General features: G+C 46.5%; 11 protein-coding genes, 18 tRNA genes and 1 rRNA gene. 2 read left to right on the top strand and 28 right to left on the bottom strand.

The window, feature by feature from the left end; genetic code table 11:
- Positions 1-44: 44 nt before the first annotated feature.
- The gene (locus tag GK047_RS25370; RefSeq protein ID WP_163953027.1) at positions 45-782 is read right to left on the bottom strand and encodes a ThuA domain-containing protein; all 738 of its coding nucleotides are present in this window, start codon (positions 780-782) and stop codon (positions 45-47) included.
- 207 nt (positions 783-989) lie between these two features.
- On the opposite strand from GK047_RS25370, the gene GK047_RS25375 reads away from it, so the two are divergent.
- Entirely contained in the window at positions 990-1925 is a 936-nt protein-coding gene (locus GK047_RS25375; protein WP_163953029.1) for a helix-turn-helix domain-containing protein, read from the top strand.
- An 86-nt stretch (positions 1926-2011) separates the two neighbouring features.
- Here GK047_RS25375 and GK047_RS25380 read toward each other — a convergent pair whose 3' ends face one another.
- The 3 genes from GK047_RS25380 to GK047_RS25390 form a co-directional block, all read right to left on the bottom strand.
- Positions 2012-2833 carry an SPL family radical SAM protein gene (locus GK047_RS25380; RefSeq protein WP_163953031.1) on the bottom strand — a complete coding sequence of 274 codons (822 nt, stop codon included), beginning with the start codon at positions 2831-2833 and terminating at the stop codon, positions 2012-2014.
- A 105-nt stretch (positions 2834-2938) separates the two neighbouring features.
- Positions 2939-3559 carry a methylated-DNA--[protein]-cysteine S-methyltransferase gene (locus tag GK047_RS25385; RefSeq protein ID WP_240344214.1) on the bottom strand — a complete coding sequence of 207 codons (621 nt, stop codon included), beginning with the start codon at positions 3557-3559 and terminating at the stop codon, positions 2939-2941.
- A 1-nt stretch (position 3560) separates the two neighbouring features.
- Positions 3561-4139, bottom strand: a complete 579-nt coding sequence (locus GK047_RS25390) for a bifunctional transcriptional activator/DNA repair enzyme AdaA (RefSeq protein WP_240344216.1) — start codon at positions 4137-4139, stop codon at positions 3561-3563.
- Positions 4140-4311: 172 nt separating this feature from the next.
- Between GK047_RS25390 and GK047_RS25395 the strand changes: the two genes are divergently transcribed.
- Positions 4312-5313, top strand: a complete 1002-nt coding sequence (locus tag GK047_RS25395) for a DNA-3-methyladenine glycosylase family protein (RefSeq protein WP_163953036.1) — start codon at positions 4312-4314, stop codon at positions 5311-5313.
- A 71-nt stretch (positions 5314-5384) separates the two neighbouring features.
- Here GK047_RS25395 and GK047_RS25400 read toward each other — a convergent pair whose 3' ends face one another.
- From GK047_RS25400 to rrf, 24 genes are all read right to left on the bottom strand, one after another.
- Entirely contained in the window at positions 5385-6614 is a 1230-nt protein-coding gene (locus GK047_RS25400; RefSeq protein ID WP_163953038.1) for a multidrug effflux MFS transporter, read from the bottom strand.
- Entirely contained in the window at positions 6604-7146 is a 543-nt protein-coding gene (locus GK047_RS25405) for a MarR family winged helix-turn-helix transcriptional regulator (RefSeq protein ID WP_240344218.1), read from the bottom strand. The genes GK047_RS25400 and GK047_RS25405 overlap by 11 nt, the downstream gene beginning before the upstream one ends.
- Before the next feature lie 122 nt (positions 7147-7268).
- Positions 7269-8930, bottom strand: coding sequence for a glycoside hydrolase domain-containing protein (locus GK047_RS25410; RefSeq protein ID WP_163953040.1), 1662 nt, complete (start codon positions 8928-8930; stop codon positions 7269-7271).
- A gap of 251 nt (positions 8931-9181) precedes the next feature.
- The gene (locus GK047_RS25415) at positions 9182-12766 is read right to left on the bottom strand and encodes an OmpL47-type beta-barrel domain-containing protein (RefSeq protein ID WP_163953042.1); all 3585 of its coding nucleotides are present in this window, start codon (positions 12764-12766) and stop codon (positions 9182-9184) included.
- 392 nt (positions 12767-13158) lie between these two features.
- Positions 13159-13461: a Dabb family protein gene (locus GK047_RS25420; RefSeq protein WP_163953043.1), complete on the bottom strand. Its 303-nt coding sequence runs from the start codon at positions 13459-13461 to the stop codon at positions 13159-13161.
- Between the two features lie 114 nt (positions 13462-13575).
- A tRNA-Pro gene (locus tag GK047_RS25425) sits at positions 13576-13649 on the bottom strand.
- 7 nt (positions 13650-13656) lie between these two features.
- Positions 13657-13735: transfer RNA gene (locus GK047_RS25430), tRNA-Leu, on the bottom strand.
- Between the two features lie 5 nt (positions 13736-13740).
- Positions 13741-13817: transfer RNA gene (locus tag GK047_RS25435), tRNA-Arg, on the bottom strand.
- Between the two features lie 18 nt (positions 13818-13835).
- Positions 13836-13907, bottom strand: a tRNA-Gly gene (locus GK047_RS25440).
- Between the two features lie 50 nt (positions 13908-13957).
- Positions 13958-14037: transfer RNA gene (locus tag GK047_RS25445), tRNA-Leu, on the bottom strand.
- A gap of 106 nt (positions 14038-14143) precedes the next feature.
- Positions 14144-14223 (bottom strand) — tRNA-Leu (locus GK047_RS25450).
- A 19-nt stretch (positions 14224-14242) separates the two neighbouring features.
- A tRNA-Lys gene (locus tag GK047_RS25455) sits at positions 14243-14318 on the bottom strand.
- 9 nt (positions 14319-14327) lie between these two features.
- Positions 14328-14399 (bottom strand) — tRNA-Gln (locus GK047_RS25460).
- 18 nt (positions 14400-14417) lie between these two features.
- Positions 14418-14490, bottom strand: a tRNA-His gene (locus GK047_RS25465).
- A gap of 56 nt (positions 14491-14546) precedes the next feature.
- Positions 14547-14631 (bottom strand) — tRNA-Tyr (locus GK047_RS25470).
- Positions 14632-14638: 7 nt separating this feature from the next.
- Positions 14639-14714: transfer RNA gene (locus GK047_RS25475), tRNA-Thr, on the bottom strand.
- A 13-nt stretch (positions 14715-14727) separates the two neighbouring features.
- Positions 14728-14803: transfer RNA gene (locus GK047_RS25480), tRNA-Phe, on the bottom strand.
- A 21-nt stretch (positions 14804-14824) separates the two neighbouring features.
- Positions 14825-14901 (bottom strand) — tRNA-Asp (locus GK047_RS25485).
- 29 nt (positions 14902-14930) lie between these two features.
- Positions 14931-15007 (bottom strand) — tRNA-Met (locus GK047_RS25490).
- Between the two features lie 16 nt (positions 15008-15023).
- Positions 15024-15099, bottom strand: a tRNA-Val gene (locus GK047_RS25495).
- 13 nt (positions 15100-15112) lie between these two features.
- Positions 15113-15187, bottom strand: a tRNA-Glu gene (locus GK047_RS25500).
- A gap of 14 nt (positions 15188-15201) precedes the next feature.
- A tRNA-Ser gene (locus GK047_RS25505) sits at positions 15202-15293 on the bottom strand.
- Positions 15294-15371: 78 nt separating this feature from the next.
- Positions 15372-15444 (bottom strand) — tRNA-Ala (locus tag GK047_RS25510).
- Positions 15445-15474: 30 nt separating this feature from the next.
- Positions 15475-15591 (bottom strand): 5S ribosomal RNA (rrf, locus tag GK047_RS25515).
- Between the last annotated feature and the right edge of the window lie 9 nt (positions 15592-15600).

The following is a 15600-nucleotide window of genomic DNA, read 5'->3' on the forward strand; positions in this document are numbered from 1 at the left end:
CAAGCTTAGCGGGCTTTCTTTGAAGCTATTCACGTACAGCTAGCTTAAGCTTGTACTTTTGCTTTAATTTCTTCTAAAGGCTTGTGATTGCCGTATTTCGGATATTCACGCTTACTTGGAGCAGCCCACACAACAGCATTGCTAATGACGCGACGAATCTGCTCATTATAATAAGTGCGGTACGTTTCATGTCCGGGACGGAAATAAAATATTTTCCCATTGCCGCGTGTAAACGTACAGCCGCTGCGGAATACTTCTCCGCCTTCAAACCAAGAAACCATGATCAGCTCATCTGGCTGTGGAATGTCGAAATGCTCTCCATACATCTCTTCTGCTTCAAGCTCGATGTACTCGCCGATGCCCTCTACGATTGGATGCCCTGGAGCAACGACCCATAGTCGCTCTTTCTCATCCGCTTCACGCCATTTGAGATCACAAGAGGTACCCATTAATTTCTTAAACACTTTGGAAAAGTGACCCGAGTGCAGCACGATCAGTCCCATCCCATGAAGAACACGTTCTTGTACGCGATTCACAATCGCATCCTGCACCTCATCGTGTGCCTTATGTCCCCACCAAATCAAGACATCCGTGTTATTTAAAACATCTTCCGATAAACCGTGTTCGGCATCATCCAATGTCGCGTAAGTCAAAACTACCTCTGAACCCAATCCTTCGCCAATTGCAGTGTGGATACCATCTGGATAAGCAGCGCGTACGATTTCACTTTCTTTTTCATGACGGAATTCATTCCATACGGTAACTCTAAGCTTCTGACTCATGTTTATTTTCCCTCCAAGACAGCGTATTCAATCTACTTCCGAGTATAGTCATTCCACCCCCGAAAATAAATGCATGATCCTGCTCACTTCTTATTCAAATGTGTCCTTCTATCTCCAAGAATGATATAATCATCTTGATAAATCTTGCTTAGACACTTTTTCGATTTATTCAAATATGTCCTTATTGTTAGCGAGGGAAACACCTTTATGGAGAATATACACAACCCATTCACAGAAATCTTCAATGAAGAAGTCATTTATCAGAACCCGCTTCTTTTCCTCAAAATATGGGAAATCAGCACCGACACGCCCCTGTCAGAGATTCCAAACCCTTGGTTTTGGCATTACCATAAGCAGGTCGAATTTCTTGTTGTGACCGAGGGACGCCTCGGTATTCAAACAAAGCACGATTACACCGTAATGGCATCCGGCGATGTCATGGTACTTGGTTCCTCCCAGCTGCATCGTACCCATAAGCATTCCGCAGAAGCGCTTAGACAGATTGTTTTTCAAATTGATTTGACGCAGCACTTTGATCTGGGGACGATGCCATACTTACACTGTTTCTCAGAGCTGACGCACCCTCTCGAACAGTTTAATCAGCTGTTCCGTGAAAACGAAACGGTAAAGCGCACTGCTTACAGCTTAATCATGAACATTTATGATGAATCTCAATCGCGGAAACTTGGCTATGAGCTAGCCATCAGTGCAGCTATCAAAAATCTATTGCTGTTGCTGCTGCGCAATGATAGCCGTGATTTTTCAAGCCTGACTGCGGAAACGGGACTTTCCCGCTTAAGGCCTGCACTCGATTATATTGATCTGAATCTCAGTGAGAAAATATCCGTCGAAGACGTATGCAGTGTGCTCAACCTAAGCTATCACTACTTTATTAAGTATTTCAAAAAAGTGATGGGTCTCTCCTTCGTTGACTATGTTAATTATAAGCGCATCAAAAAAGCCGAGCGCCTCCTTCTGACCGGAGACCTCAGCATTATGGAAGTAAGCTTTGAAGTAGGCATTCTGAACATGGCACAGTTCTACAAGCTGTTTAAGCGTCACAATCAGTGCTCGCCTAAAGAGTTCAAGCAACGTATGCGGAGCCAGACCGGGCTCGCATCTGCACTTGCACAGGCGGATTAGTTGATCTTGCGAAGCCTGATTAGCTTGCGCAAGTGTTGGACATGCAGGGAGCATAGGTTCTAGTGAGCTTTAGTTCTAGTGAGCCATCAAGGCAGGAAGCCTTCATGGCTCACAAACACACGCTCCTGCGGAAAATATCGCAGGAGTTGCTCCCTAACGCGCTCGTACGCTTCTGGACTGTACCAGTCTGGAAGCTCCAGCGCGTCATAAATATCCCGCACGCCGATGCGTTCCGTGCGCTTGCCTTTACTGCCATCGCCCATGAAGTAATCGTCGATGCACACCCGATCCACGATATGGGACAGCAGCTCGGCGAAACTCTCCGAGCTAGGCAGCGCTGGCGCAATCGTGGCCTGCACAGGAATGCCGCGCGCAGCAAGCTCGCGCAGCGCTCTTAAGCGCGCCGCTATTGGCGGCGCGGAGGGCGTGAACGCTCGGCGGATGTCCTCGCGATCCGTCTCAACCGTCATGCTGACTCGCACATGCGCGCCGAGCAGCTCCAAGAGGTCCATATCCCGCGTCACAAGAGGACTACGAGTCTGCAAGAAGAGGAAATCCGGTTGGTTCCTGACCATGACCTCCAAGAGCGAACGGGTGACTCGCTCAGTTACTTCTGCTGGCTGGTAAGGGTCCGTGCTGGAGGACATGAAGATCGTTACTGGGCCTTTGCGTTTCGCTTTAACAAGCTCGTTTTCCAGAAGGAGAGACGCATTGTCTTTCACATCGACCCATGTTCCCCAGTCCCCTCCTCCCCGAAACAGCGCAACAGGCATTTGTCTCACGTAACAATAAGAGCAAGCAAACGCACAGCCCGTATATGGATTCAGCGTGTGCGAGTATCCCTCCAAGTAACCACTCGCCCTATTCAGCAGTTGCTTCGCGGACTTCCGGCTCACCTCTATCTGCAAAGCAGCCAACTCCTTTCATATCTCCTGCTTTTGGCTTATGCTCAATGCTCTCTACTCTATGCTTTATGCTTTATGCTTTAGGCTTTAAGCTCTAAGCTCTAAGCTTTAAGAGCGATTAATTAACAACTCATTGTCATGCTTAGCAGGACTACTCTTTTCCAAACGCAGCAGACTTTCTTTATTAGGTAGCCCACCCCTATAGCCTGTTAAAGAACCGTTTTTACCGACTACCCGATGACACGGTACAACGATAAGAATAGGATTTGCACCGATCGCCGTGCCCACTGCACGTACAGCAGTCGATCTGCCTAAAGCTTCAGCTACCTGCGAATAATTCCATGTGTGCCCATGGGTGATAGCATGTAGGGTCTGCCATACATCTCGCTGAAAAGCAGTGCCCTTTAGATCCAAAGGCAGCGTAAACTCTTTACGTAGTCCTTTCAGATACTCCTCAATTTGCTCTGCATACAACACCAGCTCATCCGATGCATTCACCAATTTAAACTCAGGAAATTGTACGCTAACCCACTTCGTCAGCTCTAGCCAAGCTTTTTCATCTACTTGCCCTTCTACTTGCCAGGGTTTGCTTCCTTCCTGAAACTGAAGATAACAAAGTCCTTGATCTGTCGCTGCCATCAAAAATTCTCTCTTATCCAATCGCATAATTTTCCAATAAATCTGGCTATGTGAAAGCCTGCCGATTGTTTTAGTTGATCTGGTTTGCATCTCATATCCCTCCTCGGTTATGGTTATTAAGGTTGATCAATCCGTAATTGGCTTGGCGAAACTCTGTTGGAGTGAATCCTGATTTTTTCTGAAATAAAGTAGTAAAATACGCAGCATTATGAATACCAACTTTTACACCGATTATATTCATCTGCAGATTTGTTTCTATAAGAAGTCGCTTAGCGGCATCGATGCGTACTTGCTGCAAATAAGTTAACGGCGTGACGCCCTTTAAACGCTTGAACGTTCGCTGGAGATGATAAATACTTGTGTAAAACTGTTCAGCAAGATCAGCAAGCGTTAGTGAATCCGCGTATCGCTCTTCTATATGCTGCGTCATATGATACACCCATTCTTCATCCGGCAGCCTTACTCCATCGGGTCTGCATCTTTTGCATGGACGATAACTTTCAGCTATAGCTGCCTGCATATTGGAAAAGATACGGACATGCTCTTTTTTGGGCAGCTTTGATTTACATGACGGTCTGCAAAATATCTTTGTCGTTTTCACCGCATAAAAAAACTTGCCATCATACGCTTTATTGTTATCTACAATAGCTTCCCAAAACTCTCCGTTCATGATCTGTCCCCCCATTTTCCTCGGTCGACCTATAGACTCAGTATAACCAAACGGCATCGCCGGTGTAAGAGATATGGGATGAGAAAGCAAGATTACGAAAGCTATTCTGAGTCATAATAGAGGAACAAGTGCATGAGATCTGTACGAATTTATCGAATAAAGGAGACCTTTCATGCGAGTTAATGATCCCCTTGACCCTAAGCTTACCGAATGGTGCGAGCAGACGCGCTGCCTTACCATCAAGCTTCCGGAGCCATTCAGCTACGAGCAAAATCTAGGCTATTTATCTCGTTCTACGAACGAATGCTTATTCCATGTGGATAACTTAGCTATTTATAAGCTGCTGCCCATTGTGGATAAACATGTGCTAATCGCTGTCCACAGTGATGATAATAAGCACCTGCAAGTACGCTTTATTGCCATTTATGCAAATGGGCTAACCACAGGTCTCTCCTTTTTGGAGAGTACGGTAGGGAACTCCATTCTTCCAGATGCATCTATGCTTGAAGCTGTTAGTCGCTATGTATGGGAATGGTTCGATTTGGATAGCGAACTCGCCCCCTTCTACGAATTAGCGGCACGCGATCCTTATCTTAACCAAGTAGCAGAGGATTTTTATGGTTTACGCCTTCTTGGTATTCCTGATCTATTCGAAGCGCTTAGCTGGGGAATTATCGGACAGCAGATCAATTTGACTTTTGCTTACACGTTAAAAAGACGCCTCGTCGAAGCCTTCGGAACTTGTGTCAACTGGAATGGACGTACCTACTGGGCATTCCCCACGTCAGAGCGAATTGCTGCACTAAGCCCTGATGCGTTAACCGCTTTGCAATTCACTGGCAAAAAGGCCGAATATCTGATCGGTGTAGCATCCAGGATGAAAGATGGCACGCTTTCCAAAGATAAGCTGCTTCTGCTTCAAGACTTCACGGCCATAGAAAAAGAGCTTCTAAACATCCGCGGCGTTGGCCCTTGGACGGCTAATTATGTATTAATGCGCTGTTTACGCAATCCCGCAGCTCTTCCCCTTGCAGATGTCGGCTTGCACAACGCACTTAAACATGTAATGGGCATGGAGGAAAAGCCCTCGCTCCCTGCCATCCGTCAATATGCCGAAGGCTGGAGGGGCTGGGAAGCCTACGCCACCTTTTATTTGTGGAGAGTGCTGTATTAAATATAAAAAAAGGTTATCCCTCGGTCTTTACAGACATACGGGACAACCTCTTTTTCATTGTGGAATGTTGCTTAATTCATCTTTCTTGCCCCTGTCATCAAGACGAAGCAAACAATAGATCCAACTTCCATCAAGGCAATAATGATGCCTAGTGGAACGGCTGTCTGGCTTCCGCCAATCCCCACAAGTGGAGCGATAATTCCTCCAATAATGAAAGAGAGTAGGCCCAGTAATGCTGCTGCGCTTCCCGCAGATTTCCCTTGGTTCTGCAAAGCCATCGACGAGGTGGCCGTAGAAACAAGCCCTACGCTAGAAACGATGAAGAAAAACGCCGGCAAGATGGCATACAAGCCTGCGCCAATGAGCGTGGCAATGAGCAGCAGAATGCCTCCAAAGGCAGCAACGCCAAGTCCCCATGCAACAATGCTGCGATCGCTTATTTTGCCCGCTAGTTTACCTGCAACCTGACTCGCGACAATTACACCTAAGCCATTAACCGCGAAGATGAGGCTGAACATCTGCGGAGATACGCCGAAAATGTCTTGAAGAACGAATGGCGAACCCGATATATAGGCGAACATACCCGCAAATACAAGCCCTTGCGTTAGCGCATAGCCCATGAACATGCGATCTGAAAGCAGACCGCGGAATGTGCGCAGCATGTTGCCAAGTCCGCCTTTGGAACGACGTTCGCTAGGAAGTGTTTCCTTAAGTCCAAGCACAACTGCTATCAGCATGGCGACGCCAATCAAACTAAGTACAAGGAAAACCCCGCGCCACGTCGTAAATTCCAAAATCTGTCCACCAATAATCGGCGCAAGAATCGGGGCAGCACCATTCACAAGCATCAAGAGCGCAAAAAACTTCGTCAACTCGACACCCGAATACAAATCGCGAACGATCGCCCGTGAAATAACGATACCCGCAGCACCGGCCATCCCTTGAATAAAGCGCAGACCAAGGAACATCCAGATAGACGGAGCGTACATGCAAAGAACCGAGGAAATCGCATAAATAACAAGTCCGATGAGTAGTGGAATCCGACGCCCACGCACGTCACTTATTGAACCTGCAATCAGTTGTCCGAGCGATAGTCCAAGTATGCAGGCCGTTAAGCTCATTTGAGCAAGTGAGGTCGTCGTGTATAGATCAGCAGCTAGAACGGGCAGTGCAGGTAAGTACATATCTAATGACAATGGACCAAAAGATGCCAGTGCACCCAGCACAAGTACAATCCATAAACGGCTTGAACGACTTAAAGACGCGCGCGCTTCAAGAGCGGCGCTATTTCTATTTTTCATACCCATCACAAACTTTCTTTTTCATTATTGCCGTACTTGCATTCGTACGTATTTTGGATAAAATTCTGAGGAACTCCTTCAGCTCTTGCTCGTCAATATCCTTACAAAATTGCCGATTAGCCTCTTCAATAATGGGGATGACTTGCTCTTCAAGCTTCTTCCCATTTTCAGTCACGTATACGTTAAAATAACGCCGATCCTCTGACTGCACGACCCTTCGAACAAACCCCTTCTGTTCCAAATTCAACAGCATCCGTGCGATATTCGTCTTATCCTTGTTAAGCTTCTCAGCAATCTCATTTTGATTCCAACCATCCTGCTTCCATAGCAGCAGCATAATAAGATTTTGCTCAGGCGCTAGCTGGTATGGCAGCAGCTGGTGTTTTATACAATTCGCTATCGTCAAATGAGCATTACGTAAGTGAATACCTATGTAATCCTCAAAAGCAGCATGCATCGTCACATTCTGACCTCCTACTTGACCACTCATCTTATTAGTTGCTATACCAACAGTACCTATATAGGCTACCATCGTCATTCGTTTTTGTCTACTGAATTGAATAAAGCCCTCCAGACTCCCTTTAGGAGGAGGAGAAGGGCTCAATCATTTAAATCCACTTACAGACCAAGATTTAGATAGCAAGTACTGCCGCTTTACAAAGAATGCTTTTGAATCGCCTCATTAATCCGCTCCCGACAAGCAAGAAGCCAGGCGGCATCCCTCGGATACACGTCGAACGTAATCGGTTCTCCAGCGCCTTCTTCTATGATCGCTAGTGTCGCCTCTCTTCCAATCAGCGTTTCCAAGAGCTCAAGCGCACGTAAATCCTGAAGCGCCTCGCGGAACACCTCAAGTCTTATTGATTCAATCGGCGTCCCATCCTGGCCTGGGTATACAACAAACGGATCGCCAGCAGGGAAAGCATAGTTTGCATCTGTGTTTGTATAAGGGTCTATCGGAAATTCAGAGTATTGCGCATACCAAAAATTGTAACCCCAGTGTAGAAAACCGACGATTTGGAACTTGTAAAGCTGTAAGCCCAGAACGCGATTACGAGCGGAAGGCATACAAATAATTCGGTTAGACACTGCCTTATACTGAGAGCAACAATAATAAGTCCACAAATTCGGCACTTGATGTTCCAAAAAAGGTTGAATATGATCGTTCGCGGGAATTGGCGCTTTTATAAGACCTCTCTCGTAAAACGTATAGTCAGATAACGCGTCAATAGACGGGAATTCACCGACAAATTGCTGCAACACGCTGCTTGCACTCTCATACCAAGGCAGATGCTCAGCAATCGGCTCATCAGACACATGGAAATATACCCTGTTTTCCAACTCATTTTGCTTAATAAAGCTGACCAACTCGGGTAAAAACTGTGCCAGAAAGCCTTTGTACAGATTCCCTGTCGCGTCTGTATCCCAGCCGAAAATTTGTCTCGATTCCCCTTCCTCGACAGCAATAATTTTGGGTGCATGCTTAGCCCCCCACTGTGTAAACAAATGGGACAGTTCGAAATACTTGACATTGCTGCGAGTACACATGTCAATCCAACGCTTCAACTTCTCAAAGCCAAACTTGTATGTTAAACCGACTTTCTCCACATCAATGAGCTGTACAGTAGGACGTTCTCCCCCTACCTGCGTATCAAGCGGTGGAGTAAAGAGTGGCGTCAGCAGCATATTGATACCGTGATCAACTGCTGTTTTCACGTAATGTTGAACAATTTCCCAATACCGTTCACTGAACACTTCTACACGATAGTAGGTGGCCAAACAGTCGGTATGAAACCATTCCGTATGGATCAGTTGCTGCTCCGGCAGGGCTGCTGCCAGCACATGGAGTTCGAACGTTTCACGAGACAAAACGTCTCCTTCACGCGATTCAAACAAGATTGTTATCGGGTACGTCCCTGGTTCTATATCTCCTTTAAGATCTACAGTCACCCATATTGAACGCCATTGTTTGGCGAAGCCCGTAATTCCTTCCACAGCTTGAACCGGAAGCAGCGCATCAGGATAAAGTCCTGGAGTGTCTCGGAGTACATCCTCATCGTGATCATGATAAACAGCCAGTTCAACGGGCACCAACTTGACTGTTCGCAGAACAACTTGAGCAGCAAGCTCTGATTGAACATAAACACGAATCTGCTTGCTCCCTAAGGAAGAACGATAGGCTACCTGAAAGGAGAACATTTCTAACTGTAAGGCTGAAGCATGCTGATGTGGGACAGCAAGCAGTTCTTCATCCGCAAACACTTTTTCAAGTGAGCTTAGACATCGGGTTTCCAATGATAGTTTAACGGTAGACACAGAGAGCCTCCTTAGCTTAGGTCATTATCTGTAAGTGCTTACAAGATTTAATACCGCATCTTTGAAATCTATAAACGGCATGATTTACGCAAATCTCCTGCTATAAGCAATATACTTTGTAGCCAGATAATTCATTATTATCAGAATATACCTGCAAAAACAAATTCCGAGAAAAACATCATTACGATAAAAAAACCTATCCGTCCCCAGACATCTGTCTGAAAACGAATAGGTTCCAATTTTCACCAAAATTACTTCGTAACTTTCACTGTAATCTTCTCACTGGAAGTAACGCCACCCGCATTCACTAATTCACTGCGATACTCATAGACACCTTTCGCTCTGCCAGTAATCGTCGTTAAAGCGTTTTGAGCACTAGGTACAGCAGTTGCCTTCAAGCTCTTCGTATCGATTAATTGACCGTTCTCGTAAAGGCGATATTCCGTAGCGTTCGTTCCCCACCACATGTTCATCGTTACTTTGTAATTGCCATCGCCATCCCAGTTATCCTGAGATAATTCGGGTTTGCCTGGTGATGCTTCGGTAATTTTGATGACCAGCGGATTGCTTGTAGTCGTACCGAAAGCATTAATCAATTCACTCGTATACGTATAAGTACCGTTTGCTTTCCCTTTTACGTCAATCTTAACAACTTGTGCTGATGGAGAGGCATCCGTCAAATTCTTCGTGCTGATCAACACACCGTTCTCGTACAATTTAAAAATCGTACCGTTATTGCCCCACCACATATTCATTGTAATGGTAAAGTTGCCATCTCTAAGTCCATTTGCCTGTCCACTGGTATCGGATAGCACCGGTTTCCCAGGTACTGCATTGGAAAGCGACTTTGCTACCGTGATCGTCACCGTATTCGATTGTACCGTTTTCCCGTTCAGCGTTACGACCGCAGTGACTTGCGCAGTACCTTCCTTCACCGCTGTAATCTTTCCAAGGGCGTCTACTGTAATTACCGCCGCATTGCCAATACTATAAGTGCTATAAGTCACCGTTGCATTGCTTAGATCAGCAGGTGCACCATTGCTTAACGTACCGCTCAGGTGAGTTGCAGAAGTATCGTTTGGTTTCAAATTAATTTTATCAGCAGATAGCGCAACTTGGTTGAAAGTTACACTTGTAGTCACATTAAACGTAAAAGTTTGCTGAGCAGTGTTGCCCGCTGCATCTGTTACACTGTAATAGACAGAATGAGCGCCCACGCCCAAATCGCTAGCTTTAAAAACTTGCCCGCTAGTAATCACATTCCCGTCTAAATTTAGCGTTTGTGTGGCTACACCAGATCCTAGATCTGAACTAACCAAATCGAAAGTCAATGTATCCGCGTCTGTAACATCAGCCACGTTATGCCCTGATTGTGTCAGCGTTGCAGAAGGTGCCGTTTTATCTAGTTTCACTTGTAAAGATCTTGGAACCTCCACATTACCCGCAGCATCCGTAGAGAAATACTGAATTGTATTCGTTCCTTCTGCTGGAATGGAAACTGGCGCCGTGTAAGTCACCGCAGTGCCGCCGTTCAGCGTGTATTGTGTAGTTACTACACCTGCGCTATTATCCGATGCTGTTAGCGTAGCTGTAACATCTTGGTTGAACCAACCTTGGCTGTTAGGCACGCTGGACAAAGCAGCTATCGTAACAGGAGCAGAAGTATCAGCTGGAACTGTAAAATCGCTTAATGTTCTTGGTTTCAGTTGGAACACGCCTTTGAAAATCGCAGCCACGCCTTTAATGTTAACCGTTTGTCCTACTTGGTAAGGAAATGCCGTTTGTGTTATCCCTGTTCGTGCATCTACACGGATATGGTTGCTTACTGCCCCATTAACCGCGTCAAATTCAAAAGAACCTGCTGGTGTAGCGCTGATGATATTACTAATCGTTACGTTGCTTAACTCAACCAGTTGACCTTGATTAGCGTAAGTTACTGCCGTTACAGCCGCTGGTGCCGGAACCGAGGATACGCCTGTTTTGGCTATCACTACAGGATCAGTCAATTCCAACTCTGTGTTGTAAAGCGTTGTCGGTGCTGTAATCTTCACGGTATCACCGACATGGAATCCGCTCAGGTTTTGAAACACATAAATCCCGCCGGTAGCATCTTGCATATAAAAAGCTTGTCCACCAAAAGTACCTGGCTCCGTCGTTACGACGCCCTCTAGGGTGACTAATGTGCCAATTGCTTTGCTCCGAGCCTCAGCAATAGTCACTTTCGCCGGAATCGGATTATGCTCTTCTGGTAGCGGCTCTGCTGGAACGTTTGCAATCGTAACTGCTTCTGTCTTCAGATTCGTACCGTTTTGACGAAGACGAAGGTTAGCCGCTGCAGCCGTTCCTGGTTTGATGCGAACAGTCAAATCTTTGTAAGCATGACCCTTGATATCCGACGTCAAGCTGAACGTTGAACTATAGCCATAAGCCGCAGGCCATGTTCCGTCAGCATTCTGAATTTGGGCAACTTGAGTGCCCCCAGAAGCCAAATAAATACCTGCACTGAATCCTGTTACGGTTGTAGTCGCAGGAAGATTATCAATCACAACTCGAACTTGAAAGTCTTCAGCATTCGGTAGCGTTGATTGACGTACGAAGCTGTATGTCGCACTTGCTGTTGCAGCTGCACCACCGTAGGAGCCTGCTTTGAAAGTAGTGCGATCGTACCATTTATAACCTGCTTCTGGCGCCGCCCAAGGCTCAGGTTTCGGTTCTGTGGAAGCAGCCGGAGCCTCGAAAGGCAGTAGTGCCGTAGGCTGATCCAACTGCAATCCGCTTACTTGCGAAAGGCTCGTGTAGTTCTCCTTCTTCGCTAACCAGTTCACCATGTTAACGAGTAAGACACCATCATTTACCTCTTTAAAGCCATCGTAAGTCGTCTTCTTAGCGCCTGTATCCTCGCGTAGGTATTTCGGCGTTGCATCTTCAACCGGAGAAGAATCGCCGATAAAAGCAGCCTTCCCTGCCCCAGCCTTAGCCACGGCTACGTAAGGTCCCTCTGCAACACCGCCACCATTGTATACCCCTTGGTCAACTGCATTACCCCATGCAGCATTCGTGCTTGGAAGGTATACAAGGCCTTTGGCCTTGTTAGGATCAATGATCGCTAATGTTGAACCAGCATGCATTGCAACGCTAGAAACGCCTGTAGTAATACCAAGTGCTTGGTCCGGTGCAACAATATTGTTAGCGTTGATATCACCTAGCGCATTATATCGGAACCGCAAACCAAATTGTGTAGCGAGCCAATCTGAGCTGACCACGTCCTGCATAGCAGTTGAACCGCTTTCCTCGGCACTCATTCCCTTAGCCGGGTTTTCCCATGCGCCTCGACGGTAACCGTTAAATACTTCGGAACCATCCCAGCGATTTTTATTACGATCCGCATTATAATGATCGCCAATAAAGAAAATACTGCCGCCGCCTTGAACGTATTGCTCTAGGGCAGTCTGTTCACTCTTTTTATATGGAACATTCGATTCAGCTACAACGAAAACATCATAACCGCTAAGATCACTTAGCGTAATCGGTGTTGATTTACGAAGTTCTTTCACATAGTACCCATTATTCGCTAGGGCGTTCGCAAAGTCCGAAAAGCCTCCATCAATGACCCAATCTGCTGCTCCAGCAGTCTGCTCATGGGTATTGTCGAATAAAACCTTCTTACCTGCATTCTCGTTCACAACTTTAGCTTCGATAAAAGGAGCTGGATCACTCGGACCCTCCGCCATCACAGCTTGCCAACTGCTTGTCACCAAAACTTGTAAAGGCAACGCTACCGTCAAGGCAAGCGCCGACTTTACTACTCTTGATTTCCATCCTGCCATCGTACCCATGAACTTCCTCCTTTGTAGTAAAAAAGCTAGTAAACTATCGCCACAATTTTACCATGGATTGGAAATATAAAGTGATATTTTTTTGTAAAGATAAGGAAGTTTATGAAATTAATCAACGGGAAAAATAAGCACGATTAAATTTTGCTAACAGGCAAATTAGTAAGTACCTCTACTATTTCAAAATTTAACATGAACCCTATTCGAAAACTTCATTTTGGAGAAATCAACAAAAAACTCCCTGAAGGAACTCAATTAACAGGGAGTTTATCGCTTATTATCGGTTAGCTTTGATTTTTCATGCTTACGAATCAAGAACAATCGTTCTTCAAGTGCTTAACTCTTATCAAAGCTCAGCCGAGCGTTGATAATTGAATCCACATGGTTCGTTCTCTCTATATAATCGGGTAGTCAATAACTACAACATTATCCAAAATACCGTCTAATGACTTCACGAATTGCTGGTGTGCGGGATGTGGTCCATACTGGCTCAGGGCCTCCTGATCACAAAAGGTCACTCGAAGACCCAGTGTGTATCCACGAACATTATCTGTCTCTTGCGTTACATTTACGCCTGCTGTTAATTCATGAATTCCCGGAATCAGGCCTTTAAATGTCATTAGCGTTGCGATAAGCTGATCTCCCAGTGCTGGCGTATAATTCTCATTAAATTTAAAAGCAACGAGATGTTCAAACATGAGCTATATTTCCTCCTTTTGTAGTGTACTAACCATATTATATCAAAAAAATAAGTATGTTTAGAAAGCTAGCTGCTCTCTAAACATACTTATTTAATAATTCAATTTCATGAATCGGGACGACACGATTTGAACATGCGACCCCCTGCTCCCAAAGCAGGTGCTCTACCAAGCTGAGCTACGTCCCGAAATTAATACCGGCGAGAGGACTCGAACCTCCACTCGTTAGAACTCGATTTTGAGTCGAGCGCGTCTGCCATTCCGCCACGCCGGCTTGTGTGGCGCGCCCTGAGAGATTCGAACTCCCGACCTTTTGATTCGTAGTCAAATACTCTATCCAGCTGAGCTAAGGGCGCATATGAAATTATTGAAAAAGCGGAAGACGGGGTTCGAACCCGCGACCCTCGCCTTGGCAAGGCGATGCTCTACCACTGAGCCACTTCCGCATGGTTCCCATAAAGTAATGCATCTAAATGATTACTCTATGGAGTTTTGATGCGCGTAGAGGGACTTGAACCCCCACGGTCACCCGCTAGATCCTAAGTCTAGTGCGTCTGCCAATTCCGCCATACGCGCATATTGTTAATAAGGCAACTTCTAAATCGTGTTTTAGGAATAACTCCTACCCTGATAGGGCCCCAAAAAGTAATAACAAATATCATTACCACTCTTTGGAGTTTAGTGCGCGTAGAGGGACTTGAACCCCCACGGTCGCCCGCTAGATCCTAAGTCTAGTGCGTCTGCCAATTCCGCCATACGCGCACGTTGTTAATAAGGCAAATGGTGAGTCATGTAGGATTCGAACCTACGACACCCTGATTAAAAGTCAGGTGCTCTACCAACTGAGCTAATGACTCATGAAAGTACTGGGGATCAAGGATTTGAACCTTGGCATGACGGAGTCAAAGTCCGTTGCCTTACCGCTTGGCTAATCCCCAACATCTTTGAAAATAATGGGCGGACGACGGGACTTGAACCCGCGAATGCTGGATCCACAAACCAGTGCGTTAACCCCTTCGCCACGACCGCCACAATGTATTCGGCAGGAAGCTTATTTCATACTTCCAATACCATTAATTAAAAAATGGTGGAGGCTGATGGATTCGAACCACCGAACTCGGAGAGAGCAGATTTACAGTCTGCCGTGTTTAGCCACTTCACTAAGCCTCCATATTGCTGGTGCCGTCGAGAGGACTTGAACCCCCAACCTACTGATTACAAGTCAGTTGCTCTACCAGTTGAGCTACAACGGCATATTAACATTCATGGTGGCTTGGGACGGAATCGAACCGCCGACACGAGGATTTTCAGTCCTCTGCTCTACCGACTGAGCTACCAAGCCTTGCATGATTTTCTTGAAAAATGGCGGAGCCGACGGGATTCGAACCCGCGGTCTCCTGCGTGACAGGCAGGCATGTTAGGCCTCTACACCACGGCTCCACACGAAGTATTCACCTCAATTAAGAGGTTGGTTGCGGGGGCAGGATTTGAACCTGCGGCCTTCGGGTTATGAGCCCGACGAGCTACCGGGCTGCTCCACCCCGCGTCAATAAGTTGAACTATGGTGAACGCTGACGGGATCGAACCGCCGACCCTTACCCTGTCAAGGTAATGCTCTCCCAGCTGAGCTAAGCGTTCATGGGCATATAGATGGTGACCCGTAGGGGACTCGAACCCCTGTTACCTCCGTGAAAGGGAGGTGTCTTAACCACTTGACCAACGGGCCTAATATTAAAATAGTGGCGGAGAAGGAGGGATTCGAACCCTCGAGACGCTTGTGACGCCTACACGATTTCCAATCGTGCTCCTTCGGCCAGCTCGGACACTTCTCCATAAACCCCAAAATAAAATTCAGTTTGTACTAACTTTTCTTGCGAAAGTCTTCTACTAATTGAATTCAAGGGACAAAATGGAGCCAAGCGGGATCGAACCGCTGACCTCCTGCTTGCAAGGCAGGCGCTCTCCCAGCTGAGCTATGGCCCCAGAAGAAAAAAACCCACGTTGTGGGCACGTGCTTGGCAACGTTCTACTCTCCCAGAACCCTGCGGTTCAAGTACCATCGACGCTGGAGGGCTTAACGGTCGTGTTCGAGATGGGAACGCGTGGGTCCCCTCCGCCATCATCACCAAACAGTCAAAG

It is taken from the genome of Paenibacillus sp. SYP-B3998 (assembly GCF_010820665.1).
In the GTDB taxonomy this organism is placed as follows: Bacteria; Bacillota; Bacilli; order Paenibacillales; family NBRC-103111; genus Paenibacillus_E.

Coding starts and splice junctions, on each gene's coding strand:
- GK047_RS25370 (WP_163953027.1), bottom strand. CDS start 782: ATGAGTCAGAAGCTTAGAGTTACCGTATGGAATGAATTCCGTCATGAA.
- GK047_RS25375 (WP_163953029.1), top strand. CDS start 990: ATGGAGAATATACACAACCCATTCACAGAAATCTTCAATGAAGAAGTC.
- GK047_RS25385 (WP_240344214.1), bottom strand. CDS start 3,559: ATGCAAACCAGATCAACTAAAACAATCGGCAGGCTTTCACATAGCCAG.
- GK047_RS25390 (WP_240344216.1), bottom strand. CDS start 4,139: ATGAACGGAGAGTTTTGGGAAGCTATTGTAGATAACAATAAAGCGTAT.
- GK047_RS25395 (WP_163953036.1), top strand. CDS start 4,312: ATGCGAGTTAATGATCCCCTTGACCCTAAGCTTACCGAATGGTGCGAG.
- GK047_RS25400 (WP_163953038.1), bottom strand. CDS start 6,614: ATGAAAAATAGAAATAGCGCCGCTCTTGAAGCGCGCGCGTCTTTAAGT.
- GK047_RS25405 (WP_240344218.1), bottom strand. CDS start 7,146: ATGGTAGCCTATATAGGTACTGTTGGTATAGCAACTAATAAGATGAGT.
- GK047_RS25415 (WP_163953042.1), bottom strand. CDS start 12,766: ATGGGTACGATGGCAGGATGGAAATCAAGAGTAGTAAAGTCGGCGCTT.
- GK047_RS25420 (WP_163953043.1), bottom strand. CDS start 13,461: ATGTTTGAACATCTCGTTGCTTTTAAATTTAATGAGAATTATACGCCA.